Origin of the sequence: Nocardia iowensis (assembly GCF_019222765.1) — a bacterium.
In the GTDB taxonomy this organism is placed as follows: Bacteria; Actinomycetota; Actinomycetes; order Mycobacteriales; family Mycobacteriaceae; genus Nocardia; species Nocardia iowensis.
In genome coordinates this window covers 3,145,702-3,171,792 of sequence record NZ_CP078145.1, presented here as the reverse complement: position 1 = coordinate 3,171,792, position 26,091 = coordinate 3,145,702, and the positions used below count along the sequence as shown (strand labels likewise).

The 26,091-nt window shown below is 67.6% G+C and carries 15 protein-coding genes; 7 read left to right on the top strand and 8 right to left on the bottom strand.

All coding sequences use genetic code 11. From position 1 onward, the window contains the following. The first annotated feature begins 5 nt into the window (after positions 1-5). Both KV110_RS14530 and KV110_RS14525 read left to right on the top strand, forming a co-directional pair. Positions 6-1,025, top strand: a complete 1,020-nt coding sequence (locus KV110_RS14530; protein ID WP_246634535.1) for an ABC transporter substrate-binding protein — start codon at positions 6-8, stop codon at positions 1,023-1,025. A gap of 12 nt (positions 1,026-1,037) precedes the next feature. After that, the gene (locus KV110_RS14525) at positions 1,038-1,850 is read left to right on the top strand and encodes a siderophore-interacting protein (protein ID WP_218476611.1); all 813 of its coding nucleotides are present in this window, start codon (positions 1,038-1,040) and stop codon (positions 1,848-1,850) included. A 130-nt stretch (positions 1,851-1,980) separates the two neighbouring features. On the opposite strand, the gene KV110_RS14520 is transcribed toward KV110_RS14525, so the two are convergent. After that, positions 1,981-2,532, bottom strand: coding sequence for a dihydrofolate reductase family protein (locus tag KV110_RS14520; protein ID WP_218476610.1), 552 nt, complete (start codon positions 2,530-2,532; stop codon positions 1,981-1,983). Between the two features lie 270 nt (positions 2,533-2,802). Between KV110_RS14520 and KV110_RS14515 the strand changes: the two genes are divergently transcribed. From KV110_RS14515 to KV110_RS14505, 3 genes are read left to right on the top strand one after another with little or no spacing between them, the layout of a single operon-like run. Continuing rightward, positions 2,803-9,708 carry a non-ribosomal peptide synthetase/MFS transporter gene (locus KV110_RS14515; protein ID WP_218476609.1) on the top strand — a complete coding sequence of 2,302 codons (6,906 nt, stop codon included), beginning with the start codon at positions 2,803-2,805 and terminating at the stop codon, positions 9,706-9,708. A 10-nt stretch (positions 9,709-9,718) separates the two neighbouring features. Beyond that, positions 9,719-10,630, top strand: coding sequence for a pyridoxal-phosphate dependent enzyme (locus KV110_RS14510; protein ID WP_218476608.1), 912 nt, complete (start codon positions 9,719-9,721; stop codon positions 10,628-10,630). 18 nt (positions 10,631-10,648) lie between these two features. Then, positions 10,649-11,587: a fatty acid desaturase family protein gene (locus tag KV110_RS14505; protein ID WP_218476607.1), complete on the top strand. Its 939-nt coding sequence runs from the start codon at positions 10,649-10,651 to the stop codon at positions 11,585-11,587. Between the two features lie 26 nt (positions 11,588-11,613). Here the strand turns inward: KV110_RS14505 and KV110_RS14500 are convergent, their stop codons facing one another. The 4 genes from KV110_RS14500 to KV110_RS14485 form a co-directional block, all read right to left on the bottom strand. After that, complete coding sequence (locus KV110_RS14500; protein ID WP_218476606.1) at positions 11,614-12,126, bottom strand: hypothetical protein; 513 nt, start codon at positions 12,124-12,126, stop codon at positions 11,614-11,616. Positions 12,127-12,948: 822 nt separating this feature from the next. Continuing rightward, a complete protein-coding gene (locus KV110_RS14495) occupies positions 12,949-15,003 on the bottom strand; it encodes a C40 family peptidase (RefSeq protein ID WP_218476605.1) in 2,055 nt (684 codons plus the stop codon). Between the two features lie 788 nt (positions 15,004-15,791). After that, a complete protein-coding gene (locus KV110_RS14490; protein WP_218476604.1) occupies positions 15,792-18,557 on the bottom strand; it encodes a serine/threonine-protein kinase in 2,766 nt (921 codons plus the stop codon). Positions 18,558-19,160: 603 nt separating this feature from the next. Then, on the bottom strand, positions 19,161-20,120 hold the full coding sequence (locus tag KV110_RS14485) for an acyl-ACP desaturase (RefSeq protein WP_218476603.1): 960 nt from the start codon (positions 20,118-20,120) through the stop codon (positions 19,161-19,163). Positions 20,121-20,294: 174 nt separating this feature from the next. Between KV110_RS14485 and KV110_RS14480 the strand changes: the two genes are divergently transcribed. Both KV110_RS14480 and KV110_RS14475 read left to right on the top strand, forming a co-directional pair. After that, on the top strand, positions 20,295-20,942 hold the full coding sequence (locus KV110_RS14480; protein ID WP_218476602.1) for a response regulator: 648 nt from the start codon (positions 20,295-20,297) through the stop codon (positions 20,940-20,942). A gap of 64 nt (positions 20,943-21,006) precedes the next feature. Next, on the top strand, positions 21,007-22,752 hold the full coding sequence (locus KV110_RS14475; RefSeq protein ID WP_218476600.1) for a GAF domain-containing sensor histidine kinase: 1,746 nt from the start codon (positions 21,007-21,009) through the stop codon (positions 22,750-22,752). A gap of 43 nt (positions 22,753-22,795) precedes the next feature. Here the strand turns inward: KV110_RS14475 and KV110_RS14470 are convergent, their stop codons facing one another. The 3 genes from KV110_RS14470 to lpqS all read right to left on the bottom strand — a co-directional run bounded on the left by KV110_RS14470 (position 22,796) and on the right by lpqS (position 25,716). After that, complete coding sequence (locus KV110_RS14470; RefSeq protein ID WP_218476599.1) at positions 22,796-24,052, bottom strand: MFS transporter; 1,257 nt, start codon at positions 24,050-24,052, stop codon at positions 22,796-22,798. Continuing rightward, complete coding sequence (locus tag KV110_RS14465; RefSeq protein ID WP_218476597.1) at positions 24,049-25,176, bottom strand: PLP-dependent cysteine synthase family protein; 1,128 nt, start codon at positions 25,174-25,176, stop codon at positions 24,049-24,051. Before KV110_RS14465 ends, KV110_RS14470 begins: the two co-directional genes overlap by 4 nt. Positions 25,177-25,281: 105 nt before the next feature. Then, positions 25,282-25,716 carry a putative copper homeostasis (lipo)protein LpqS gene (gene lpqS / locus KV110_RS14460; RefSeq protein WP_218476596.1) on the bottom strand — a complete coding sequence of 145 codons (435 nt, stop codon included), beginning with the start codon at positions 25,714-25,716 and terminating at the stop codon, positions 25,282-25,284. Between the last annotated feature and the right edge of the window lie 375 nt (positions 25,717-26,091).

Sequence of the window (26,091 nt, the reverse complement as noted above, 5' to 3'; positions counted from 1 at the left end):
CCGCCATGGACACAATCCAGCTATCCCGCCGCCGCCTGCTCGCGACCACCTGCGCGGTCGGGCTCGGTGCCGCCGTCACGGCGTGCACCGGCCGGTCCCCGGTGGACGAACCGTTCACCGGGCCGGGCGGTTGGTCGTTCACCGACGATCGCAACAGTACCGTCCGGACCGCGGAGGTCCCGTCTCGGATCGTCGCGTTCGTCGGCGCCGCCGGAATGCTCGCGGACTATGGCCTACAGGATCGCATCGTCGGCATCTTCGGCGAAACACGTACGGCGGCAGGCGAACCGGCCCCGCTGATGGGCGACCTCGATCTCGGCAAGGTGACGGTGCTCGGCAACAACTGGGGCGAGTTCAATGTCGAGAAGTACGCGGCACTCGAACCCGATCTGCTCGTCACCGATATGTATGCGCCCGACGAACTCTGGTACATCCCGAACGAGAGCAGGGCCAAGATTCTGGCGATCAATCCGAACGTGGCGGCGGTGCGCGTCGCCCGCCGGACCCTGCCGGAGACCATCGCGCGATACGCCGAGCTCGCTCAGGCGCTGGGCGCAGATCTCAACGCGCCCAAGGCCCTTCAGGCCAAGGCCCGATTCGACGCCGCCGCGCAGGCGGTCCGCGACGCGGTGGCGCAGCGGCCGGGACTGCGCGTCATGGCGGCGTCGGCGACGCCGGGCATCTTTTACGTCTCCGATCCGAAAGCGTCCGCTGACCTGAGCTATTTCGCGCACTTGGGGGTGGGCATGGTCACCCCGGAGCACGTCGTCGGCGACGGCTTCTTCGAGGAACTGAGCTGGGAGAACACCGACAGGTATCCGGCCGATCTGATTTTGCTCGACCGCAGGTCCGCCGCGTTGACACCGGAAGCGCTTGCCGCCAACCCGGTCTGGCGCGGCCTGCCCGCGGTGCGCGGCAACCAGGTCACCGGCTGGCAGCCGGTGTACCGGTTCTCGCACGCCGGTACCGCACCGCTGCTCGACGACCTTGCCGCCGCCATTCGCCGCTCCGGCAAACTGACCTGACGGGAAAACACCATGCGCGCGCAGCCTTTTCGGTTCTTCGAGAATGTGCCGGTCCGGCGAACCGAACTGCTCAGCCCGTCCCAGCTCCGGATCGTTTTCGGCGGTGCGCCTTTGGCGGGCTTCGCCAGCGGCGGACGGGATCAGAGCCTGTCGCTGTTCCTGCCGCACCCGGGTCAACGCATGCCGTGGGTGCCGATCGAGGCGGGGGACAACTGGTTTGCCGAATGGCGGGCTGCCGATCCTGCGGTCCGTGCGGTGATGCGTGCCTATACCGCGCGTGCGCATCGGCCCGAGACAGCCGAACTGGATATCGATTTCGTCCCGCACGCCGATGGTGGACCGGCGGCGCGCTGGGCGGCGCGGGCGCGACCGGGAGATCGGGTCACCATCCTCGGGCCGTGCGACGGCGACAATCGCAGTGTTGCGTTCCGTCCGCCCGCGGACGCGGAATGGGTGCTGATCGCCGCGGACGAGACGGCCTTGCCCGCGGCCGCGAGCATCCTCGAAACTCTGCCCGCCGGAACCATCGCCAAGGTGTGGATCGAGGTTCCGCACCAGGCCGATCGCCGGGAGTTGCACACGAAGGCGGCGGCCGAGATCACCTGGCTGGTGCACGACGACCGCGACCGTGGTCAGCTCGTCCAGGCGATCCGTGCCGCCGTGCTCCCGCGGTCGCGGCCATACGCGTGGATCGCGGGCGAATCCGGTGTCGTCCGGGCGCTGCGCCGCCACCTCGTCACGGAACGGCACATCCCGAAAGCCGATGTGACATTTCGCGGGTACTGGCGCCTCGGTGCCTCGGAGGACGAATTCCGCGAGGCGTGACGCGGTCGGATCTGCCCTCGGCGGAGGACATTTGGGGGATCAGCCGGTGCACCACGCAGACACCGGCACCGACAACAGGGAACTGTTGACGATGCCGGTGCTCACGTGAGGTGGCTCGGCTGCCGAGGCGTCAGGCCGCGGCCGGGCCGTAGTGCAGGTGGACGACACCGTTGTCATAGGTCTCGCACTCGGTGAGCGCGAGTTTGGTCGCGTCGACGCCCTCGCTCCACAACCGCTCGCCCTTGCCGAGCGCGATCGGGTACACGAACAGGTGCAGGTCGTCGACCAGTCCGGCGGCGAGCAGCGCGCGCACCAGGGTGCCGCTGCCGCTGATGTAGATCGTGCCGTCGATCTCGTCCTTGAGCTTGCGGATGGCGTCCGGGTCGTAGGCGCCGAGGCGGGTGCTGTTGGCCCACTCGACCTCGGGCTCCCGGGCACCGACCACGTACTTCATCGTGTCGTTGAAGAACGGCGCACCCGGGTCGTCTTCCACCGTGCGGGTCGACCAGGCGGGAGCGAACATCTCGAAGGTGTTGCGGCCGAGCAGGATTGCTTTTGCCTGGGAGGTGATGGCGCCGAGGGTCTCCCCCATCTTCGGGTCGAATCCGTACTCGAAGGTCCAGGACGGATCCTCGTACACCCCGTCGAGTGCGATGAACTCGTGAACTGCGATGGTGCCCATGGCGGATTTCCTTTCGGTTTCTTTCGCGTTGTCGAGAACGACTCTGCAGGCAGCACCTTACGGTTTGTTTACGGTCGGTTGGTCACCTCCGGCAAAGCCTCGCGAAGCTCCCCCGCTCGGAGGCGCGCCGTGGTCCACGTGGCCGTTCAGATCAATCATCAACTGATCATCGATGTCATCACTGGAAGATCATCGTGTCCTTCCGTGCCAGTCGCGCAGATCCACTGAGCCATAACATCTTTCGCGAGTAGTTCGAAGCGAGGAGTTCCGGTGAGTTCTGCCACTGAGGCATTCCGACCCGAGGTGGCAGACGGGATCTGGCAGTCCATTTCGGCACAGGTGAGCCGCCGGCCCGCGGCGACGGCTTTGGTCGATAACGACGGGCAGCTGACCTACGCCGAGTTCGCCGATCGCGTCGACGATTTCGCTCAGCGCCTCACCGCGATGGGCGTCCGGGCCGGAGATCTCGTCGGCATTCAGCTGCCGCGCGGGCGGGCAGCGGTCGTCGCGATCCTGGCCACATTACGGTCGGGAGCCGGATACGTACCGCTCGATCCGGCCTATCCGGCGGCACGACTCGAGGCGATGCTCGCCGACGCACGGCCCCGGGCGCTGGTCACCGAAACCGGTGTCGTAGCCGTGGGCAGCGATGCGCAGCCGGGCGCCGCCTACGTCATCTTCACCTCGGGGACGACCGGGCGGCCGAAGGGCGTCGTCGTGTCGCACCGCGCGCTCGCGGCATTCAGTGCGGCCGCAAGCGATCGGTACGAACTCAGTGCCGACGATCGCGTATTGCAATTCGCGTCCCTGAGTTTCGATGCCAGCGTCGAGGAGATCTTCCCCACGCTGAGCTGTGGCGCGACCCTGGTGCTCCGCGACGAAGACATGATCAGCCGCCCTGACCTGTTCCTCGACCGCTGCGCGAGGTGGGGGGTGACCGTTCTCGACCTGCCAACCGCCTACTGGCATGAGCTGGTCGCCGCGCTCGATCGGGGCGAGGCTGTACTGCCGACGACGGTCCGGCTGGTCATCATCGGCGGGGAAGCGGCCCGGCCGGAGGCGGTACGCCGCTGGCAGGCGGCGGTCGGCGGCACACCGCGCCTGCTCAATACCTACGGCCCGACGGAGACCACGGTCGTGGCCACCGTCGCGGACCTCACCGAGTGGTCCGGAGACGTGGTGCCGATCGGCACGCCGCTGGCGGGTGTGACCTGCCGGATCGTCGATGTCGACGGGCGTCCTGCACAGACCGGTGAACTCCTGATCGGCGGGCCCGCCGTCGCCGAGGGCTATCTGAACCATCCGGAACTCACCGCCGCGCGATTCCGGCCGGGACCCGACGGGATGGAGTACTGGACCGGCGACCGGGCCCGCTGGTCGGACGGTCAGCTCGAATTCCTCGGCAGACTCGACAATCAAGTGAAGATTCGTGGCTTCCGAATCGAGCCCGGTGACATCGAGACGGCGCTGCGGGCGGACCCGGTCATCGACGACGCCGCCGTATCCGTCGAGCAGCGCGACGGCCATTCCCGGCTGATCGGCCATGTGGTCACGAGGCCGGACACCGACTTGGCCGGGGTCATGGCGGCGCTGCGTGCGACCCTGCCTGCCCACCTCGTTCCGGCCGGGCTGATCCGCCACGAAAGACTTCCACTCACGCCGCAGGGCAAGATCGACTACCCGGCACTGGCATCCGCCGTGCAGCCGCAGGTGAGCAGTCGGCCATGGACAGGCACGGCCGACGAGGAAACGGTTGCCGCGTTGTGGGAGTCGATCCTCGGGGTGCGGGTCGACGGGCCGAACGACGACTTCCTTGCCCTCGGTGGTGACTCGCTCAGTGCCGTGCGCCAGATCGTCGCCCTCCGCCACCGATACGGCGTCGACCTCACGCTGAGTCGGCTGTACGCGACTCCCACTGTCGCCGCGGTGGCTGCCTTGTTGAATCACGCCGCCGCCGAACGAGACAGTTCGACTCCAGACGGCATACCGGAGAGCGTGCCCCGGCAATTGAGCCCACTGCAACGCGACCTATGGGTGGCCGAACAGGTCTGTGTCGGGCTGCCCGCGCACACGCTTGGTATCCGCTACCGGTGGGACGGTCACGTCGACACGACGGCACTCACCCGCAGCCTCGCCGAACTCGCCCACCGCCACCCGCTGCTGCGGTCCCGCTTTCCGGACGACGGCGCGGAACCGAGCCTGGTGATCGATCCGGACGCGACGATCCCGCTGCTCGAATCCGCTCCGGACACCCGCGGCATCGACCCGCGGCACGGGCCGATCGCGCGAGCGTTCCTTCTCCGCGGCGATAACCAGGACGAGGTCGTGTTCGTCGTGCACCACCTCGCGTTCGACGGGTGGTCGGCGGGCATCGTCGGTGACGAACTCGCCCAGCTGTATCGCGCCGCCCGCACCGGCGCGGACAGCGGTCTCCCCGCTCCCGCGCCGCTGCCCGATCTGGCCGTCCTGCCCGCCACCGCAAGGGCCGATTCTTCGCTGACCGCCTATTGGCGGGAGCGTTTCGACGGTGCGGATCTCGACCTGGAACTGCCAAGCGACCGCCCGCGTCCGGCCGCCAGGTCGTTCGCCGCCGCCCGCGTTCACACCCGCCTCGACCCGCAGTTACTCACCGCTCTGCGGGCCTACGCGCAAACCCGGCGGGCCAGCCTGTTCATGGTGCTGTTGGCCGGACTGCAGACGGTGTTGTCCCGCTACACCGGCCGGACCGACATCACCGTGCTGGCCCCGGTTGCCGGGCGTACCGCGAACGGTCTGGATGCGGTGGTCGGACCGCTGCTGAACATTGTGCCGATGCGCGGGGACGTCTCCGGCGATCCGTCGTTCGCCGAGCTGCTCGACCGGGTGCGCGACGGGGTGTTGCGCGATCTGGATCATCAAGACCTGGCGTTGCCCGACCTGGTCGACGCGCTGGCCCTGCCGGGCAGCGGGAATCGGAACCGGATCAGTCCGGTGACGCTGACCGTGCACAATGCCCCGGCTCCGACCGGACCCACGGTGCACTACGCGGGCGAACTCGCGCCCGCCGCGACCATGGTCGACTTGGCCGTCGGCTTGGATTTTCCGGTCGACGCAGCGGTGCTGAGCATCGACTACGCGACCGAGTTGTTCGATGCCGCGCGGATCGACGGACTGCTCGGCCACCTGCTGACCTTGCTGGCCGCTGCCATCGCCGACCCGCACACTCCGGTGACCCGGCTCCCCATGCTCACCGATGCCGAACGGCATCGAATCGTCGACGAATGGAACGACAGCACTCGACCACAGATCGACGCGACCACCATCCATCAGTTGTTCGAACGTTGTGCCGCAACGACTCCCGACGCACCGGCGCTGACCTTCCGCGACGCGACGATCACCTATGCCGAGTTGAATCGCCGGGCCAACCGGCTCGCCCGGCGGCTGCGCGCGGAAGGGGTGGCGCCCCGCGAGCGCGTGGCGATTTCCCTCGACCGCGGCTTCGACCTGTTCACGGCGATGTGGGCAGTACTCAAGGCGGGTGCGGCGTACGTGCCACTCGACCCGGCGTATCCGCGGGACCGGCTCGACTACATGCTGGCCGACAGCGACGCGAAGGTCGTGATCGACGCGTCGTACCTGACCGGCGACACCCCCGAGGACAGCAGTGATCTGCCGGTGCTCAATACCGGCAACGACCCGGCCTACCTGATCTACACATCCGGCTCCACCGGCCGACCCAAAGGCGTCGTGGTGAGCCACGCCAACCTGGTGCACGCGGCCGGAATGTGGCGGCACGCTTACGGATTGCGCGCGGAGTGGACCTATCAGCAGGCGGCCAGCTTCTCCTTCGACATGTTCGTCGGCGAATCACTGCGCGCCCTGACCACCGGTGGCCGTCTGGTGATCGTGCCCCGCGAGACCCTGCTCGATCCCGCGGACTTGTCCGCCTTGATGCGCACCGAGCGCGTCCAGTGCACCGAACTCGTCCCAGCGGTATTGCGCGCCTTGCTCACCCACGTCGAGCAGACCGGCAAGCGCCTCGACTTCGTGCGGCTGCTGATCGGCGGTGGCGAGCAGTGGCACGTCCGGGAATACGAGCTGGCCCGTCGGCTGGTGGGTCCGGCCGGTCGGGTCGTCAACGCGTACGGCGTCACCGAGGTGACCGTGGACAATCTCTGGTTCGCGGGTGCGGTGGACCATCTCGCCGACAACGCACCACTGCCGATCGGCCGTCCGTTCCCGAACAACCGGGTCTACGTGCTCGACGCGTACCGCGCACCGGTGCCCGCCGGCATCGTCGGCGAGTTGTACCTCGGCGGCGCCGGCGTCGCGGCCGGATACCACCGCCGCCCCGAACTCACCGCCGACCGGTTCGTCCCCGATCCGTTCGCGCCCGAACCCGGCGCGCGGATGTACCGCACCGGCGACGCCGCCCGTTGGCGGCTCGACGGCGAGGTCGACTTCCTCGGACGCCTCGACGGTCAGGTCAAGGTCAACGGATACCGGGTCGAAATCGGCGAGGTCGAGATCGTCCTCGGCGCGGTGCCCGAGGTGGCCGGTTGCGCGGTGGCCGTGCACGCGCTGCCGTCCGGGCTCGCTCAGCTGGTCGGTTACGTCGTCACCCGCGACGGCACGGACGCCGACGAGGACACGATTCGAGAAGCACTCGCCGCCGAGTTGCCCACGCACCTGGTGCCCGCCCGGGTGCTCACCCTCGCCGCGCTGCCACTGACTCCCAACGGGAAACTCGATCGCCAACGGCTACCGGCACCGCCGGACGGCACCGCCCCAGGCGCGGGATCTATGCCGCGCACGCCCACCGAGCAGCGGATCGCGGCGGCGTGGAGCGAGGTGCTCGGCATCGCGGACATCGGCATCGACGACGCGTTCTTCGCGCTCGGCGGCGACTCGTTCGCGGCGCTGAAGGTGGTCCGGCGCATCCAACCCACGCCCGCGCTGGTCGACCTCTATCAACACCCAACGGTCCGCCGCTTGGCGGCACTCCTCGATGGGCGCGCACCCGGCCCGACCATGGAACGCCGTCTGCTGCACCGACTCACCCCCGCCGACGCCGCGGCCGGTGGAATCACGGTGGTGGCGGTGCCGTATTCCGGCGGCAGCGCCGTCGCCTACCAACCCCTCGCCGCGGCGCTGCCCGCGAACTGGGCGCTGTACGCCGCGGAACTGCCCGGGCACGACCGCTCCCGCCCTGACGAGGATCTGTTGCCTGCCACCGAGGTCGCCGAGCTGATCCTGGCCGAACTGACCGCGATCACCGGACCGATTCTGCTGTACGGCCATTGCCTGGGTGTCGCCGTCACCATCGAACTCGCTCGGCGAGCCGAGGCAGCGGGCATCGCGCTGGTCGGCGTGGCGCTCGGCGCGGGCTTCCCCACCGCGCGCCTGCCCGGCCGGTTCTTCGACTGGTTCTATCGGCTCATCCCGACCGACCGATTCACCTCCGATCGCGAATACCTGACGTATCTGCGCGGCCGCGGCGGCTTCGTCGACATCGATGACGCGGAGCAGCAGGCCTTCGTGGTGCGCAATGTCCGGCACGACGCGCGCGACGCCGAGGAGTACTTCACCGCCGCCTACACCGACCCACCGGCACCGCTGCGCACACCGGTGCTGGCTGTCGTCGGCGCGCGAGACCGGGTCACCGAGCACCACACCGAACGCCACCTCGAATGGCGGCACTTCAGCGACGGACCCCTCGAGCTTGCCGTACTGCCAAGGGCCGGGCACTTTTTCGTGAAAACCCACGCCGAGCCGCTGGCCGAGGCGCTGGTCGAGTTCACCGACCGGGACACCCGGCGCACCGTCGCACCGGTTGCGCCACCCGCCGCTGGTCCAGCACCAAGCCTGGCCCGGTTCGCGCTGGTCGCCCTCGGTCAGTTCGTGTCCATGGTTGGCAGCGGACTCAGCACGCTGGTCCTCAGCATCTGGGTGTTCCAACAGACCGGGTCGATCACCGACTTCGCCGTTGTCAACGCGATCGGTCTGTTGCCGGGCATTGTGGCCAGCCCGATCGCCGGCGCCGCCGCCGATCGCTGGGATCGGCGCCGGGTGATGCTGGCCAGTGACGCCTCCGCGGCCCTGGCGATGAGCATGCTCGCGGTACTGGTGTTCACCGGCGGGCTACAGCTGTGGCACGTCTACCTCGCGGTCGCGGTCACCTCGATCGCCGGGGCGTTCCAGCGCCCGGCGTATCTGGCCGCCGTCGCCCAGTTGGTCCCCAAGCGCTACCTCGGGCACGCCAACGGCATCAGTCAGCTCGGCGTCGGTGTCGGGCTGGTGTTCGCCCCGATGCTCGGCGCGGGCCTGATCGGTCTGGTCGGCATCGCGGGGGTGATCCTGATCGACATGCTGACCTTCGGCGTCGGCGTGCTCACCCTGCTGCTGATCCGGTTCCCGGACTTGATGTTCCGCCGCCGGGAGGAGACCTTCCGCAGCGAGATCGGCAACGGCTGGCGCTACATCACGCGCCGCCAGGGAATGCGCGCCGCACTGCGTTTCTTCGTCATCGACCACGCGTTCTACACCCTCGGCTTCGCCGTCATCACGCCGATGCTGCTACTCGAACAGTCCGCCGCGGTGCTCGGGATCGCCTTGGGCGCAGGCGGATTGGGCGGCCTGGCGGGCAGCCTGGTGATGGGACTGTGGGGCGGCACGGTACGGCGGGCCAACGGCTTGATCGTGTTCATGGGGATCGGGAGCCTCGGCATGGCCGTCGTCGGCCTAAGTAACACACCCGTCTTCGTCGTCGCCGGGATGTTTCTGCTGACCTTCGGCGAGTCCCTGGCCGAGGGTCACTGGATCGCGGTGGTGCAGAGCAAGGTCGGTTTCGAATTGCAGGGCCGCGTCCTGTCCATCTTCATCACCGTGATGATGCTGACCATGCCGCTGGGCTATCTGCTGGTCGGCCCGCTCGCGGAGCGCTACGTCCAACCGCTGCTCGAACCGGATGGTCCGCTCGCCGCCACCATCGGCCAGCTCATCGGAGTCGGTCCAGGGCGCGGCCTTGCGCTGCTTGTTGTCCTCAGCGGTCTGCTCCAACTCGCCTGGGCGATCCGCGGCTGGTTCGACACCGAGCTGCGCCTGCTCGAGGACCATCTGCCCGACGCCCTGCCACCCGCCGAGATCGACTCGCGCGACGACCTGCAACGCCACGCCGACGCTCAACTTTCCCGATGAAAGGCCGACAGTGCCCGCCTCACCACTACCCACCGCACCGATCGATGCGTACGCCACCCCGCTCATCGACGCGGGCGAGCTCGTGCCCGGAACCCAGGTCCTGATCAAGGACGAAACCCGTTACGCCTCCGGCAGTCACAAGGAACCGGCCGCTCGTGCGGTGGTTGCCCGCGCCGTCTCCGACGGATACCGGCGGGTCGTCATCGCGACCTGCGGCAACTACGGCCGGGCCATGGCGATGGCGTGCGCGGCGGCGGGCATGGCCTGCACCGTGGTGCTGCCCACCGGCTGGAGCGATGGCGGCGCCTTCATGCGGGCGGCCGGTGCGGACGTGCACCTGGTGTCGGGTAGTTACGAGGACGCCGTCGACGAATCCCGCAGACTCGCGCGCACCGACGGCTGGATCGACGGCAATGTCGACGGGCCGTATGTGGACGCGGTGTTCGATGGCCACGGCGTTGTCGTGCACGCGCTGCGTGCGGCGCTCGGGGAACCGCCTGCCGCACTGTGGATTCCGGTCGGCAATGGCACCACCATCATCGCGGTGCATCGGCAGCTGCGGGCGGTGGGTTGGTCGGTGCCGATCCACGGCGTCGGTTCGGCCGCGAACAACCCCGTCGTGACCAGTTGGCCCGGTGCGTATCGGATGCTTCCGCCGGACGGCGTCGTCACCACCGACCACAACCAGCCACTGGTCAATTGGCATGCGCTGCAAGGTCCCGAGGCCATGGCCGCGGTGGCGGACACCGCTGGCGCGGTGCACGGAGCCGACGACGAGGAGTTGTTGGCCGCCCGGGATCTGCTGGTCCGCCACGGTGCCCGGCCGACCGCGTCCGGGGCGGTCGCCCTCGCCGGACTGCTCGGTCATGCCCGCGAAACCCCGCTCACCGGAACGCACGTCGTCCTACTCAGCGGCCGCTGACCGAGCCGAGAAGATCAGATGACCCACCCTCCCGGCCTGCTGTTCACCCGTGCCCGGACCGAAGCCGCCGACGAGCGCGTCTTCCTCACCAAGCTGGCAGTGCTCGCCGCCCTCACCGGGCTCGGCGTCGTCCTGGCGTTGCGACCCGAGCCGCTCGCGCTGTTCGTCGGCGTGCTGCTGCTGGCGGCCATGTACACCCACGCCGTCGAGCTGCAACACCAAGCGCTGCACCATTCCGCGTTCCGCGCCGCGTGGCCGCACCGGCTGGTCGGCGTGCCACTCGGCCTGCCGCTGCTGGTCGTCTACAGCAACTACCGGGTACGCCACCTACAGCATCACCGATACCTCGGCACACCGCAGGACACCGAGTTCTTCGGCTTCGACATCCGCAAGCCCCTCACGGTCGGTCTGCTGTTGCGCGGCATGTTCGACTATCCGCGGCTCGTACTCGTCGTGCGCGATGTGCTGCGCTCGGCCACCGGCCGCTGGCGGTACGAATACGGCGACATCAGCACCCTGATGCGGCGGCGGACCATCACCGAACATCTGATCCTCGGCGCGCTGATCCTCGGCGCGGTAGCCATGGCGGCGACCGGATACCACGGCGTCGTTCTGCGAATTTGGTTGCTGCCGTTGTTGTTCGCGGTCCCGATGCACTTCCTGGTCGAACTGCCCGAGCACATCCTCTGCGACACCGAGAGCATTGACGTGCTGCGCAATACCCGGTCCATCCGGGGCAGTCGGTTGAGCACGTGGTTCACCAACGGCAACAACCTGCACATCGAACACCACGCGGCGATGTCCGTGCCGATCAACCGGCTGCCCGCCAGACACGACGAGACGCGCCGGCGAGCGGTGCACGTCGAACGCACCTATCCCGACTTCTATCGCACGCTGTGGCGGGCGATTCGACTCCCGCCGCCGAGGTCGCCGGTGTCACCCGCTCACGGCGGGTGACACCGGCGATTGGTCGGGGAGGCTCATTATCCGGTCTTCTCGTAGTAGATCCAGAAGCGGGCGGGACCGTATTTCCGCCACACGGCCTTGAGCATTCGCCACCCGGTCGGGACGGCGAACGCGGTGGCACCGCCGGCCAAGGTCCAGTCCATGGTGTCGTCGGGCCACCACCCACCGACGATCATCTCGGTGAACACCACGATTGTCATCACGCCGCCCGACACCAGCCGGATGTCTACTTTGGTCCTGCGCCAGATCGGCCTTGTCGGCACGGACCGCTGGTCGCCGGTCGCCGGAGCCGCCGGGGACGGCGCAACCAGCGACTGGCCAGGCGGCCGATCTGTGTGGTCGCACTCGGCCGACCCTACGGCGGCCTCACCCAGCGTGTCCGGCGAAATCGACGACGTGGCCGACTGCGGGTGCTGGGACATGTGCACGATCGACATGGTCGCGGCGGCGAGCACTTGATCCTGGGCGTCCTCCGCGCCTGCGGCCTGCTGCGCGGTGGGGTCCACGGGATCGCGGTGAGAATTCAACATCTGGGTTTCGAACTCCTCGTCGAGGAGTCCGTGTTCGAGCGTTGAACCGCCACGCCGGAACACCGGACTCACGCATTTGCAGGGAATGTAACCGACGCACACGAAGTGCATTTTTTTCTCGAATTCCTGGCGAGCCCCGATCCGCAAGGTTTCGTGCTCCCATGGCCTTCCCCACCGGGGACGACGACACGATCATAACTACATCAGGCCATTTTTCAACGTTCCTGTTGAACCGAATGCCGGAAGCGGTTCAGCCGACAGAGAAACGCTCTGGCATGGCACCGGACAGGTCCGCGCAGGTTTCCGAATTCTTCTCCCCCGCCTCGCCGTTCGCCGAGCTATTGGAATTCCAAATCCGATTCCAAATGACTCCGATCAGCAACCGCCACGCCCGGGGCGATTCCAAACGGAATCGTTTGGAATCGCCCAAAATGATTGTTTACCAGCAGATTTGGAAATTTGGACACGGAGTGGACATGGGCGAGTCAGCGTTGGGGACGAATGTCAGGGTTGTTCCAATCGCGGGTCCATGGTTCACTGTGTCCCGAGTCGGGCACCGTGACATCCTCACCCGCCCGCTCCCCCGGACTCACGCAAAGGGAATGTGACCGAGCAACGGGGTGTACCGGTGGACCCCCGTCCGCAAGCGGAGGTCCACCCTCAGCATCAGACCGCCGCTCTTAATCGCGGAATGCAGCGCTTGAGGAAAACCATCGAACAGCCGACTCGATATAAGTCATCAGCTCACAAAGGCACGAATAATTGAAAATTCATTCAGGAGCCACCTTTACTCGGCAGCCGAATTCCGCGTGACTGTCCTACCTAGGCGACACCGGGCCGATTACGCGCCGACCACCGCGCTGCAGGCACTGTCGACAATCTGCTCTTGAGCAGCTCCGTAGCGGTCGACGGGCCGCCGGTCGGCACCACCTGAACCGCACGCAGCCGAGCATCGCGCGGGTACACCGGTTCCTGCACCGGGTCCCAGGCGGTCGTCACCGACGAGAATTCGATGCCCCGCGTCAGCGCCGCCGTGAACAACTCTTGCCCCGCCAGCGGCATCTCTACCCCGCGCCGCTTCGCCTCCTCGATGACCTCGATCACCATCGCGACGACCTCCGCGGTCTCCGGGCACCGGCGGTGCCGACCGCTGCGTCGTTCCCCCGGACGATAGATCCGCGCGAGACGCCCCGCATCATCGTGCTCGACCATCGCCACCCTGCTCACCAACCCATGACCGTCCCGTGCGGGCACGGCGGTAACGCGCCACGCCGCCACATACAACGCGGGCTGCAACACGCTGGTTGCCCGCGCGCCCCCTGGGCCCAGGTAGACCAGCTCGTCGTTGCCTCCGTAGATGCCGAGCACACCGGATTCGGTGAAGACGATGTCGCCGGGCCGAAGGTCCACGTGCCGCGCCGCGACCGCCATCACCGGCAGTTCGAAACGAATCTCCGGCGGCAGCGGCAGGTCGATCGCCTTGAATGCCGCACGGACAAGCCAGGTTTGCGAGCCCTCGTACGGAAACGGGAAGGCCAGCCCGTCGATCGCCCGCAGCGCGGCCAGCCCCGGGTCGGCGGCGTGTCCACAAGCCTCGACTTGCGCGGTCACCTCGCGCATCATCCGCTCGAACTGCTCCATGACCGCCTCGGTCGAAGCGGGCTCACCTTCAGCTTCGACCAGGGGCAGCGGCGGATCCGAAGGCGCTGCGGGACCGGCGTTCTCGACACCCTGCGGGACGTCCACAGGGGCCGGGCGGCCGATTCCATCATCCCGAGGCCGGTCCGCCAGCTGCACCGACTCCCAGGAGATGCGGCGCGTGGTCTGGACTTGGTCGCGCGATACAGGGCACAGATAGGACCCCAGCGAAGGCGATGCGATCATGAGCGCCTTGCCGTTGCCCGCGTACATTCCCTCCCGGCCATCGGTCAGGATGAGAATGTCGCCGGGCTCGGCATGTTCGAACGGCACCGGTACCCCGGCGCGGGACTGCTCATCCGAACTGGCAGGCAACGTGATACCGGCAGCACGATAGGCATCGTGGACGAGACCGGCCACGGTGTAGCCCCGAGGATGCGCGGCTGCCAGCCCCTTACCGGCGACCCGCCACGCGGTCCGCCCGGGCGAGACCCGCACTCCCGAACTTCGCAACACACTGCCGACCCACCACCGGTCGGCCGTATGGGGCGGCTCCGAATCCAGCGTCGACGCGACGAGGTGGCTCGGCCGCCACACCTCGGACGCGAGCGGCTCGTACGTCGCGGCCGACAACGAGGTAATAACCCGCGGGTCGGCGAGATAGCGGTAGCCGAATGCGGTGACCTTCTTCGGCGACAGAAATCGCGCCAGACCGCGCCACGGCTTCGACCAGCCCGCTGGCTGCGACAACAGCGGACCGTCATCGCGGCCGGACAGAGCTGCGCCGTCGTTCTGCCCGCCCGCCGCAGGTGGACCCACAGGCTGTGCCGGACGGGAACTGCCGCCCTGGTGCCCAGCGGTGACGTGAGGCGACTCCTTCTGGCGCGGCGACGACTTGCCCGCCTCCGGGTAGCGGCGCCTGATCTCCGCGCACCGGGCCACCGCGAATCGCACCTGCTGCGGCGTGAAGTCGCAGCACGCCAAGTACTTTTCGAGAAGCGCGGGCTTGGGGAAACTGGTGTAGGCCGGGTCCCCGGCGTAGTTGTAGACGGTTTGCCGTCCGGGCTTACCCGCGCAGAGTTTGACGAGAGCAGCCCTGGAGCGCCCCGACGCCCGCTGCGCCTCGGCGGTCATCGCGAGGAACTCGGCGCGCAACTCGTCGTAGGAGGCCACGTCGAGGTCGAGCGTGAGCATCAGTGCGGCGCCGACCATCTCGGCCGCCGATCCCTCGGCGCTCACCGTGGTGAACAGCGGTCAGCGCCGTCCGGAACCCGACGTAGCTCGCGACCGAGCCCTGCGCCACGTCCACTCTGACGCGTGCGCTTCGGCACAGCGGCCAACACGGCAGGACCGATCACGTCGAACTCCTCAACCTGTGTAACGGAGGAGGCCACGGGCCGCGATGCTGCCTGCCGATCACACCGATCGGTACCGCTGGGTCCGGATCCACTGTGATGTGGGTACCAGCCCGGGATGAGCCTCGCGTGCCTCGCGAACTCCCAAAGCATGGTGGGTGCAGCCCAATTCGGGGGACCATCGCGGCACTGCGCGCTACAAGCTGGTTACGCTGAGCGCGGCCCCCGCTGCACGGGGGTGACAACCAGTCTTCCACCCCGTTACCGCCCACGGCCAGTCCGATCGACCAATAATCACAAACGTGTAACTACGGCGGGCGCCACTGGGCGCGCTGACCACCCGAAACCCGCCGACCAGCGATTTGGAGTGCGACGCAAGCCCCCTGAACATTTATCGGATCCCCAGATGTAGTCCAAGTGGACAAAAGCCTTTGTGCTACAAGACAAATGCCGACCGGCCGGACCGGCGTTCCCCACGGGGCGCTGCCCCTCAGACACTCACCGACGTCGCACCGCCCTGAGTGCGCGCAAAACTCCCCTCACCTGAAATGGTCGCTGCAGCACAACACCACAGCACATCTGTAGCGAACTATCGGACCGCTCGATCCGCGCCGAGCACGGCCAGCCCCGCTCGTCGATCGAAAGACCGTGGCGATCAACGATGTCCGGCGTTCACACGGTCGGGCGCCAAGGACGCCAGGCATTCCAACGTTCCTCTGCCGCAAACGGTTCCGCGGGCGGCTCGGTGTCGCGATATCGGCTGTTCGGTGCCGACCCGACCCGCCGACCTCGCCGCCCGACACCGGCAGGATCGCGCGCACGCCTGAGGTCGTCGGCGGCGCGTGGTTCGTCGGTGAGCGCGGAGTAGATCACCACTGCACCGGCTGACCGTGGCGGATCGAAATATTCGACGTCGGTACCGGGTTCGCGCCGAGGGAGCACGATCTTCTCGCGCGGCAGCACGGTCCGCGGGCGCATCGGTGTGCCGAGGGCGACCCGCGCGGCACGGGCCATCGCGGTCGCGGTCGGGAACCGTTCGGCGGGGTCCTTGGCCATACCGCGTTGGATCACCTTGTCCATCGCCGCGGGCACCTTCGGCAGGCGAAGGCTCGGGCGCGGCGGCGGATCAGCCAGATGCCCCTGGATCACCTCGGCCGTCGTGCCCGCGGGGAACGGCGGCAAACCGGTGAGTGCTTCATAGAGAACGCAGGTGAGCGCATAGATATCGGAGCTGCCGTGCACCGGGCCGAAGCCGAATCGTTCGGGCGCCAGGTAATCGCAGGAGTCGACCGGCATCCCGCCGGTAGCCACCGCGCGGTCGTTCTCCATGTGCGCGATGCCGAAGTCGGTGAGGTAGGCGATACCGGTGGTGGTGAGCACGATGTCCGCGGGTTTCACATCGCGGTGCACCAGGCCCGCGGCGTGCGCCGCGTCCAGTGCCGCGGCGATCTGCTCGATGATGGCCACCGCGTCCTCGGCATGCAGCGGACCGTGATGGCGCAACACGGTGCGCACATCGGTGCCGTCGACCAATCGGGTGTCGGTGAACAGCACGCCATTGATCACGCCCCAGTCGTGGATCGGGATGACGTGCGGCTCGGTCAGCCGTGCGGCGGCCAGCGTTTCGCGACGGAACCGCAACTGGTACACCGGATCCAGCGCGACTGCTTCGGACAGCAGCTTGACCGCCACCATCCGGTCCTTCACCGTGTCATAGGCCTCGTACACCTCGCCCATCCGCCCTTTGCCCACCAGCGACCGCAGCTCATAGGGCCCGAACCGGGTGCCGGTCCGGCGCCCGAGACCCCTCGGCCGGGAAACGAAGGGGTGCTCGGCTTCGGCCTCGGCCGCTTGCTCGCGCTCCTGCTTGATCCGTTCAATGATTTCGTAGGCGGGCACCGGATATTCGACCGGCTCGTCGCCGAACTCCACCGGATCAACCCGCCGCGCACCCAGTTTGGGTGCGGAGGTCACGCCGACGAGCAGTTCGTGCATATCGCGCGACCGCGGCTTGCGGCGCGGCAACTTCGGCAGCGGCTGCGTCGAGGTATCGATCAGATCCCGCGCGGTCCGCGGCACCACGGCGGGGTCGCCGTTCGCGGCAGTGTCACGACGCACGAGGACAGCGGAGAAGGCTTTCCGGATCGCTCGGTATGCGGACCTCGACGCGACCGCGGGACAAAACCGTCGCGGGTGCAGCCAGTCGGCACCGCATCCGTGCGCCATGTGGTGCCGCCGTCGGCGACACGTCGCTCGTGTCGGACGCGCGTCCCGGTGGGCGACGCCGTCGGACGAGTCGGCGGATATTCGCTGCGCAGGCGGCGAAGCCACCAGCGTCGGCGCGGTCAGGTCCTCGACCTCGGGCAGCTCGACAGGCGGTGCGGTGCGCGGGAATTCGGTTGCACCAACCGGCTCGGCCAGCGCGGCGGCCGCATTACCGAACAGATGCACGACCGACGCCGAGGCGAGCACACCGGCGAGCACAGCACTCGCCATCGGTAGCCCGGAGGTGCCCAAGCACAGGCCCGGTATCGCTCCCACCAGCGCACAGACCGCGGACACCACCGGCACCTCGGTGATCAGCAGCCGAACCCCGCGCATGCTCAGCGAGGCGAACCACCAGGCGGTGCAGGCCGAGCCCACCACCGCGGTGATCGGCGCGGCGACCATCGGGTCGGCTGCATAGGGGGCGACCGCGGTGACCGCAGCCGACGACATGGCGACCATCGCGATCACGGCGGGCCAATTCCGCAGCCGCGCCCACGCCATCCGCCGGTTGCGCTCTCCCGCACCGAGCCCCACCATCAGCAGCGCGCAGACCAGCGCCGCCGCATAGGCTCCGGCGCGCAACGGCTCCGGTCCGGCGGCGGTCGACAGCGTCGAGTCGGGGTGTGGTGTCGTGATCACGTCCAGCATGACGACGATGACCGCGACGGTCGCGACCGCAGTGATGATCGAGCTGAACTGCCACGCCCGCTTCGGTTGCTCCACCACCGGGACAGCCGGTTCCGCAGCGTCGTTCGACAACCTGTTGTCCACCTGCACCGGGTCCGCGACCACGGCGCGCACCCCACCCGCACCGGTGTTCGTGTGCGCGGCTTGCGCTTTCACCGCCTTCATCGATATGGACGGCGCGGCTTCGGTGCGCGCCTCGTCCAGGCGATCCCACAGCTCCAGCACCCGATGAAGCCCGCCATCGGACAACTTGCAGACCCGGAAGAACGACTCCATCTGCGCCCGATTGCGCGGCAGCGACGGGTAGCCCGGCCGGAGCCAGTTGTAGATGCTACTGCGGGAGATGTTGGTGAACTTGGCGATCTGGCCCGGTGCGAGCCCGGATGCCGCCTGCGCGGCGCGCATCACCTCGAGGAAGTCCTCGACGGTGTCGGCCTTCAGTACGAGCGCGTCGACCGTTTCCCGGACCGCCGTCGCGCTCACCGGCTGCGGTACCGATGATCTGGGGCCGCGGGGACCACGGCGCACTGCTGCCCGACCGCCACGCCGAAGCGCGGGCCATCCACTGGTAGCAGGACGTCGACAGTCACGGGTCACTCCTCTAGTGGGGCAAGGAGTTCCACGGCGGCGAGATCACCGGGGCCGGCGGCGGGCCACTGCTTGGGCTCCGATGCACCGGTCGAGCGTGGCGATCCTCGTGCTTCGCGGACTCCACGCTGTGGTTCACGGATGCGGTCGAGATCAACTCAGAAAGCTCGCCAATTCTTCCACGCCCGACCACTCCATATCCAGCCCTATTGACCCGAACACATTCCCGGGAAACCAGATTGGTGTGCAAGTCCCACGCCCAACCGTCCAAAACCCGCTCTGTACTGGCACGTTCACCTCGCAGGCCCCCGCGCCGAAATGAACAGTTGGACACCCATCTGCCCGATTGGAATGTTCCAAATGCCCAGAACAAACGACCATTTCGAATTCCAAAACGCCATTTATTGGTTAGGCTCCGCTACCTTTTCAGCAATGCAGTCACTGCATTCCAAGGGCCAAGCGGCCACGGTTGCCCGACGAGGTAAGCACGGCCCCGGCCTACCGGCGGGTGCGTTCGCGGGCCAGGGCGCGATCCCGCTGCTCTTCGAAGCGTGGGATCTTTACCTGCTCCAGATCCGTGAGATAAGCCGCGAGTCGTTCACGCACTTGCTCACCGCGGGCACTGAAGTCGTTGCGGTCGAAGATGTTCCACTGCCGCAGCACCGGTTGCAGGACTTCTTCGAGGTGCTGGCGCAGGTCGTAGACGCCGTGTTTGGCCATCAGCACGCCGTTGCGGCGGAAGTTCGGCATCCCCGCGCCTGGCATCCGGAAGTTGTGCACGATGGTGGCGACGGCCTCGATCGCTTGATCCGGTACCAGATCGAGCGCGGCGCCGCACATGGTGCGATAGAAGATCATGTGCAGGTTCTCGTCGGCCGCGATGCGCTGCAACATCTTGTCGGCGATCGGGTCGTTGCACACCCGGCCGGTGTTGCGGTGGGTAACCCGGGTCGCCAACTCCTGAAAGCTCACGTACGCCACCGAATGCAAGAAGCCGGCACCGCTGTCCACGTCGTCCGCCGTCGCACCGGAGGAGAACCCGTTGGTCATGTGGACCATCCGCGCTTGTTCCAGCGCGACCGGATCGACACCGCGGGTCACCACCAGATAGTCGCGAATCACGGTGCTGTGCCGCATTTCCTCGGCGGTCCAGCGTCCCACCCAGGTGCCCCATGCGCCGTCGCGGGAGAAGTTCTCGGCGATCTCCCGATGGTAGGAGGGCAGATTGTCTTCGGTGAGCAGGTTCGTGATCATCGCGGCCTTCGCGACCTCGCTCAGCTCCGATTGTCCCGGCTCCCAGTCCACTCCACCGAGTGCCGCGAAGTTGCGGCCCTCATCCCATGGCACGTAGTCGTGCGGATGCCAGTCCTTGGTCATCGATAGGTGTCGGTGCACCGACTCTTCGGCGATCGGCTCCAGGTCGGTGAGTATTTCGCGTTGTGTCAGGTCACGCGTCAAGGGTGGTGCCTACCTTTCTCGATGTCCTGCCCATGCCATCACCGCAACTTTTGAGCGCACAGGGTCGAAGGCCCTCCCTGGCTCGGGACTTCGGTCACCGAATCGAGGTCCAACTCGGGCGATGCGGGCCGGGTGGCTCCGTAGGCTGTTGGGCATGACGCGAGGGAGGTGCCCATGATCAAGGTGTTCTTGGTCGACGACCACGAAATCGTCCGCCGCGGGGTGGGCGATCTCATCGGGCTCGAACCCGACCTCGAGGTGGTCGGCGAAGCGGGCAGCTACGCGCAGGCGATCGCCCGGATTCCGGCGTTGCGACCCGACGTCGTCGTCTTGGACGTGCGGCTGCCCGACGGCAACGGCATCGAACTGTGCCGCGAGCTGCTCTCGGCGAACCCGGCACTGCGCTGCCTGATCTTGACGTCGTTCACCGACGAACAGGCCATGCTCAACGCCATCCTCGCCGGGGCAAGCGGATACGTCGTCAAGGACATCAAGAGTCTCGAACTCATCGATGCCATCCGCGACGTCGGTGCCGGTAAGTCGCTGCTCGACAACCGGGCCGCGGCCGCGCTGATGGCCAAGCTCCGTTCGGAGACCGAGGCGAAGACCGGGCCGCTGGCCGCCTTGACCGACCAGGAGCGCACGCTGCTCGCCTTGCTCGGTGAGGGTCTGACCAACCGCCAGATCGCGGGCCGGATGTTCCTGGCCGAAAAGACGGTGAAGAACTACGTGTCCCGGCTGCTGACCAAACTCGGCGTCGAGCGCCGCACCCAGGCCGCGGTCATCGCCTCGAAGCTGCAGCCGCCACAAAGCCAGGTTTAGGTCCCCCAGCTGCGGCCTTTCCGTGGCCGGAAGGCACAGATCCGGTCGTGGAAGAATGCTGATCATGGACCACCGACCGTCCGACCCGGCGTCCAGCGGGTACGTGCAGGTGACCGAAACGCTGTCGCAGCTGCGGTTGCGGGAGCTGTTGAGCGAGGTCCAGGACCGGATCGGGCAGATCGTCACCGTCCGTGACCGGATGGACCGGCTGATGGAGGCCATGCTGGTGATCACCGCGGGCCTCGACCTCGACAACACCCTGCGCACGATCGTGCACACCGCCATCGAACTGGTCGACGCTGGCTACGGCGCGCTCGGCGTCCGCGAAACCGACCGGACCAGTCTGCGGCTCGCCGAGTTCGTCTACGAGGGCATCGACGACCGCACCCGCGTCCTGATCGGTGATCTGCCGCGCGGCCACGGCGTGCTGGGGCTGTTGATCCAAGAGCCCAAACCCATTCGGCTGTCCAATCTTTCGGATCATCCATCGTCGGTCGGCTTCCCCGCCCACCATCCGCCGATGAGCACCTTCCTCGGCGTTCCGGTCAAGGTCCGCGACGAGGTGTTCGGCAATCTCTACCTGACCGAGAAGGCGGGCGGGCTGGAATTCACCGAGGACGACGAGGTCGTCGTGCAAGCCTTGGCGGCGGCCGCCGGTATCGCCATCGAGAACGCGCGACTGTATGAACAGTCCCAGCTGCGGATGCGGTGGCTGGAGGCGACCAGGAACGTGGCCACCGAACTCCTTTCCGGCGGCGAGCCGAGCGAGGTCCTGACCCTCGTGGTCAATCGGGCGCTGACACTCACGGACTCCGCGTGCACCTTCCTGGCGCTGCCCGAAGACCCCGAAATGCCGCCCGACGAGGCCACCGAGTTGGTGGTCGTCGCGGCGGCCGGAACCGACGCCGAGGCACTGATCGGACAACGGGTCTCGCTGCAGCGCTCCGATTACCAGGAGGCGTACCGGCAGGGGCGCACGGTCGCCGTCGACGAGTTCACGCACGGCCAATTCCTCGATGCCGTCCCGGAATTCGGTCCGGCACTGATCCTTCCGCTGCGCGCGGGCCAGTCCGTCATCGGCGTCCTCACCACCTTGCGGTCCACCGCGGCCCCGTCCTTGGACGCCGCGGCACAGTCGATGATGGCCGCGATCGCCGACCAGGCCGCGCTGGCCCTGCAATTGGCCGCCACCCAGCAACGGATGCGCGAGCTCGACGTGCTGTCCGATCGCGATCGGATCGCCCGCGGTCTGCATGATCACGTCATCCAGCGGCTGTTCGCGGTAGGGCTATCGCTGCAGGGCACCGCACAGCGGACGCAGACACCGGAGATCAAATCCCGGCTCACCGAGACCATCGACGACATCCAGGCGATCGTGCAGGATATCCGCCATTCGATCTTCGACCTGCAGAGCAACACCTCCGCCGATTCCTCGAAGTACCGCCAACACCTGCACAGCATTATTGCCGAGATGACCGCCGACACCGGATTGCGCACCACCGTGCGGCTAGCCGGTCCGGTCACCGTGCTGGCCCCGCCGCTGTCCGATGACGTCGAAGCCGTGCTGCGCGAGGCGGTGAGCAATGTCGTGCGCCACGCGTCGGCAGGCACGGTCTCGGTCGAACTCAAAGTTCGGGACGAGGTCAGCATCGAGGTGACCGACGACGGCATCGGCATCCCCGAAAACATCACGCGCCGAAGCGGGCTCGCGAATCTCGCCGCGCGGGCCGAACAAGCGGGCGGTAGCTTCAGCGTCGAGCCCAATACATCCGGCGGTTCCGTCCTGCGATGGACCGCACCGTTGCCCTGACCGCCTGAGGCGGGCGCCCGGCAATGGGCGCCCGCCTCGGTGTTCACACCTGGACCGCGGTCGACCGAACTACGTCATCCGGCTGCTGCGCTCGGTCGAGCCGGTGCAACGCGAAGGCCGCGAGCGCGCCGATCAGGCTGAGACCGAACCACACCGCCCAGTCGGCGCCGAGCTGCCGGGCCGCTCCCACGACCGCGCCGGTGGCGAGGTTGCCCGCCAGGATGCCGACCCCCACCACGGTGTTGTAGAACCCGTAGTGGGTGGCCACCAGTTTCCCACCGGACAACGACACCACGGTGTCCATCTCGAACGGAAACACCGCCGCGGTGCCGACCGCGAGCAACGCCGCCGACACCAGCAGCGCACCGATCGCGGCACCGGCACCGAACCGGTCCGGCGCCGGGATCACCAGCAACGGCAGAAACGATGCGCCAAGCACGCCCATGCCGACCACCAGGCTGCGCCCGGTGCCCCACCTCGCTTTGAACCATCCGGTGATGCGCAACTGCCCCGCGACGGCCACCACTCCGGACACCACGAACAGCGCCGACACGAGCAGCTGCGAGTGTTGGCCCGCAAGGAATTCCGCGTGCAGCGGCAGCGCGAGGTACACCTGGAACGACAGCACATACGAGCCGATCATGGCCAGCGCGAACCAGACGAACCGCCGGTTCGCCACCACCGTGCGCCAGTCGTCGAGCACCGAAGTCCGCTCGGCAGGGACCTCGGCGCGCCGGGCGGGCAGTGCGCACAGCTGTGCCAGCGTGAGTCCCGCGAAGACCACCGCCGCCGCACCCGCGGTCACCTGGAAATCGACGGTCATCAGTGCCAGCCCGACCAGCGGCCCCGCCAGGATGCCCGCCTGGTAGAAGATGTTGAACATGGCGAACGCCTCCACCCGGCGTTCGCCGGTATCGGCGGCGAGATAGGCACGCACCGCCGGATTGAACAGCGCCCCGGCGAAACCCGTTGCCGCCGAAGCCACCAGCAGCCCCGGCAGCGACGTCGCGAAGACCAGCAACGCGAAACCACCGGTCCGCAACAGACAGCCCGCGACGATCAGGGGTTTGTAGCCGAGCCGATCGGCCAGCGTGCCACCGATCAGAAACATGCCCTGCTGGGAGAAATTCCGGACCCCGAGTACCAGTCCGACCGCCCACGCGGCCAAACCCAGCGGACCCGCCAGATAACCGGCCAGGTACGGCATCAGCATGTAGAAGCCGAGATTGATGCCGAACTGATTGATCATGAGCAGTCGCGCGGCGAGGTCGAAGCTGCGGAACTTTCCGAATGCTGTCACAACGCCACCTCGCGCACTGCGCCCGCTTCCCGTGGATTGATGACGGTGCGGCACCGAGTCCAAGAACGGATCATCTGCTCGTCGGGTCGCGCGACGAGAGCGGGGGCCAGCGGCGGATCGCTGTCGAGCAGCGAATGCTCGGCACAGTAGGCGTCGTTGTAGACGGTGTCGAAGTAACGTTGCGGGCCGTCCGGGAACACGGCCGCGATCCGGGTGTCGGCATCGTAGGTGCGGGCGGCCCAGCCCGCGACCAGCGCCACCGCCCCGACACTCCAGCCGCCGCTGGCGTGATGGGTCGCGGCCAGGGTGCGGCAGGCCCACACCGCCTCGGCGGGCGCGACCCAATGCACCTCGTCGAACGCGGCGTAGTCGACATTGGCCGGGTAGATGCTCGAGCCGAGACCACGCATCAGCCGGGGACCGGCCGGTTGACCGAAGATCGTCGAGGCCACCGTGTCCACGCCGATCAGCGTCAGGTCCGGGTTGAACCGGCGCAGCACCCGCGCCACTCCGGAAGAGTGCCCACCGGTGCCCACCGCGCACACCAGGACATCTATGCCGCCCAGTTGTTCCACGAGTTCGAGCGCCAAAGATTGGTAGCCCTCGACATTGTCGGGATTGCTGTATTGGTCCGGGCACCACGCGCCCGGTTCACTGCCGAGCAGTTCGATCACCCGCTCCCGGCGTGCCTGCTGCCAGCCGCCGGTCGGATGCGCCTGTGCGACCACGTCCACCTGGGCGCCATAGGCGGCCAGCATCCGAGCCACGATCGGCTCTAGCCCCGGATCGGTGACCACCGTGACCGGGTGACCGTACACAATACCGGCCAGCGCCAAACCCAAACCGAGTGTGCCACTGGTGGATTCGACGATACGTGCGCCGGGAGCCAGCTCCCCGCGTTCCTCGGCGCGGCGCACCATGTGCAGGGCGGGCCGATCCTTCATGCCACCGGGATTGAACCCTTCGAGCTTGGCCCAGAAACCGCGGCCCGCGGCGGCCAACGGCGCGCCGACCCAGAGCACCGGGGTATTTCCGACCAGCGCACGCAGGTGCCGGGCAGCCCCCGGCGCGGCAGCGAGTGCCGCTGCTATTTCCCTCGGCTTGTCGAACACGATCTTGTTCATGCGTATCGCTTTCTGTATCGAGACCGCCGCGAGGCGACGGCGCAGACGTCGAGCGGGCAGCGAACACCGGCCGACAACTACAGATGTCGGCGTGGCGCTGACCGATCAGCGTCGGGAGATACAGAACTTGGTGAGAATGTCTCGCCCCTCGACGGCGAGCGGGACGGTCGCCGGTGGGCCGCGCACGCCGTTGGCCGCCACCCGCGTGGCCGAAATGGCACCGGCGATCGCGGCCAGGAATGCGATGAGTAGCTGGAACAGCAGACTGATGGTGGCCCCGCCGGGCAACACCGATTGGACGATGCAGCGGGTCAGGTGTTGACCGCAATCTTCGCCACTGTCGCCGATAGCGCCGTGGTGGTGCCGATCCGGGGTGTGGGAGGTGAACGCGGCTGCGACAGGCGAACCCGGTGGCAGCTGAGCGTAGGCGTGCGACTGCTCGTCGTGCAGCACACAGTCGACCATGGGCGCGGCCAGCAGTACTGCCATGAGCAGCACGAACACCGCGCGGGCAGATCCCAACCGGCCGATGAGGTTCACTGCGCACCGACTATACCGACGAGTCGCACCGGCGTCCCCGATGGTCGCAACGACGCTGACAGCCACGGCATCGACGGCGCTCCTTCCTCGGAACTCGGTGCGCGCAACGATGTTCCGCCTCGCCCGGCAAAGGTTCGACGATGAGCGCGTGAGACTCCCTGCACGACCATCACCTACTGTCCCCGCGTACGTAGCCAGAAGGAAGCCGGGCCACCGCCGGGCTCGCGACACTACCCCCCTACCGGTCGCATAGTTCGCGACTTTGACCGCAACCTTCATGAATAAGGCCAGCTCAGATGCCGTTCCTGATAGCTAGGTCGATTATACGACTACAGGGTAGGGGTACTCGATAGGAATCCCCAGTTCCTGGGCGCA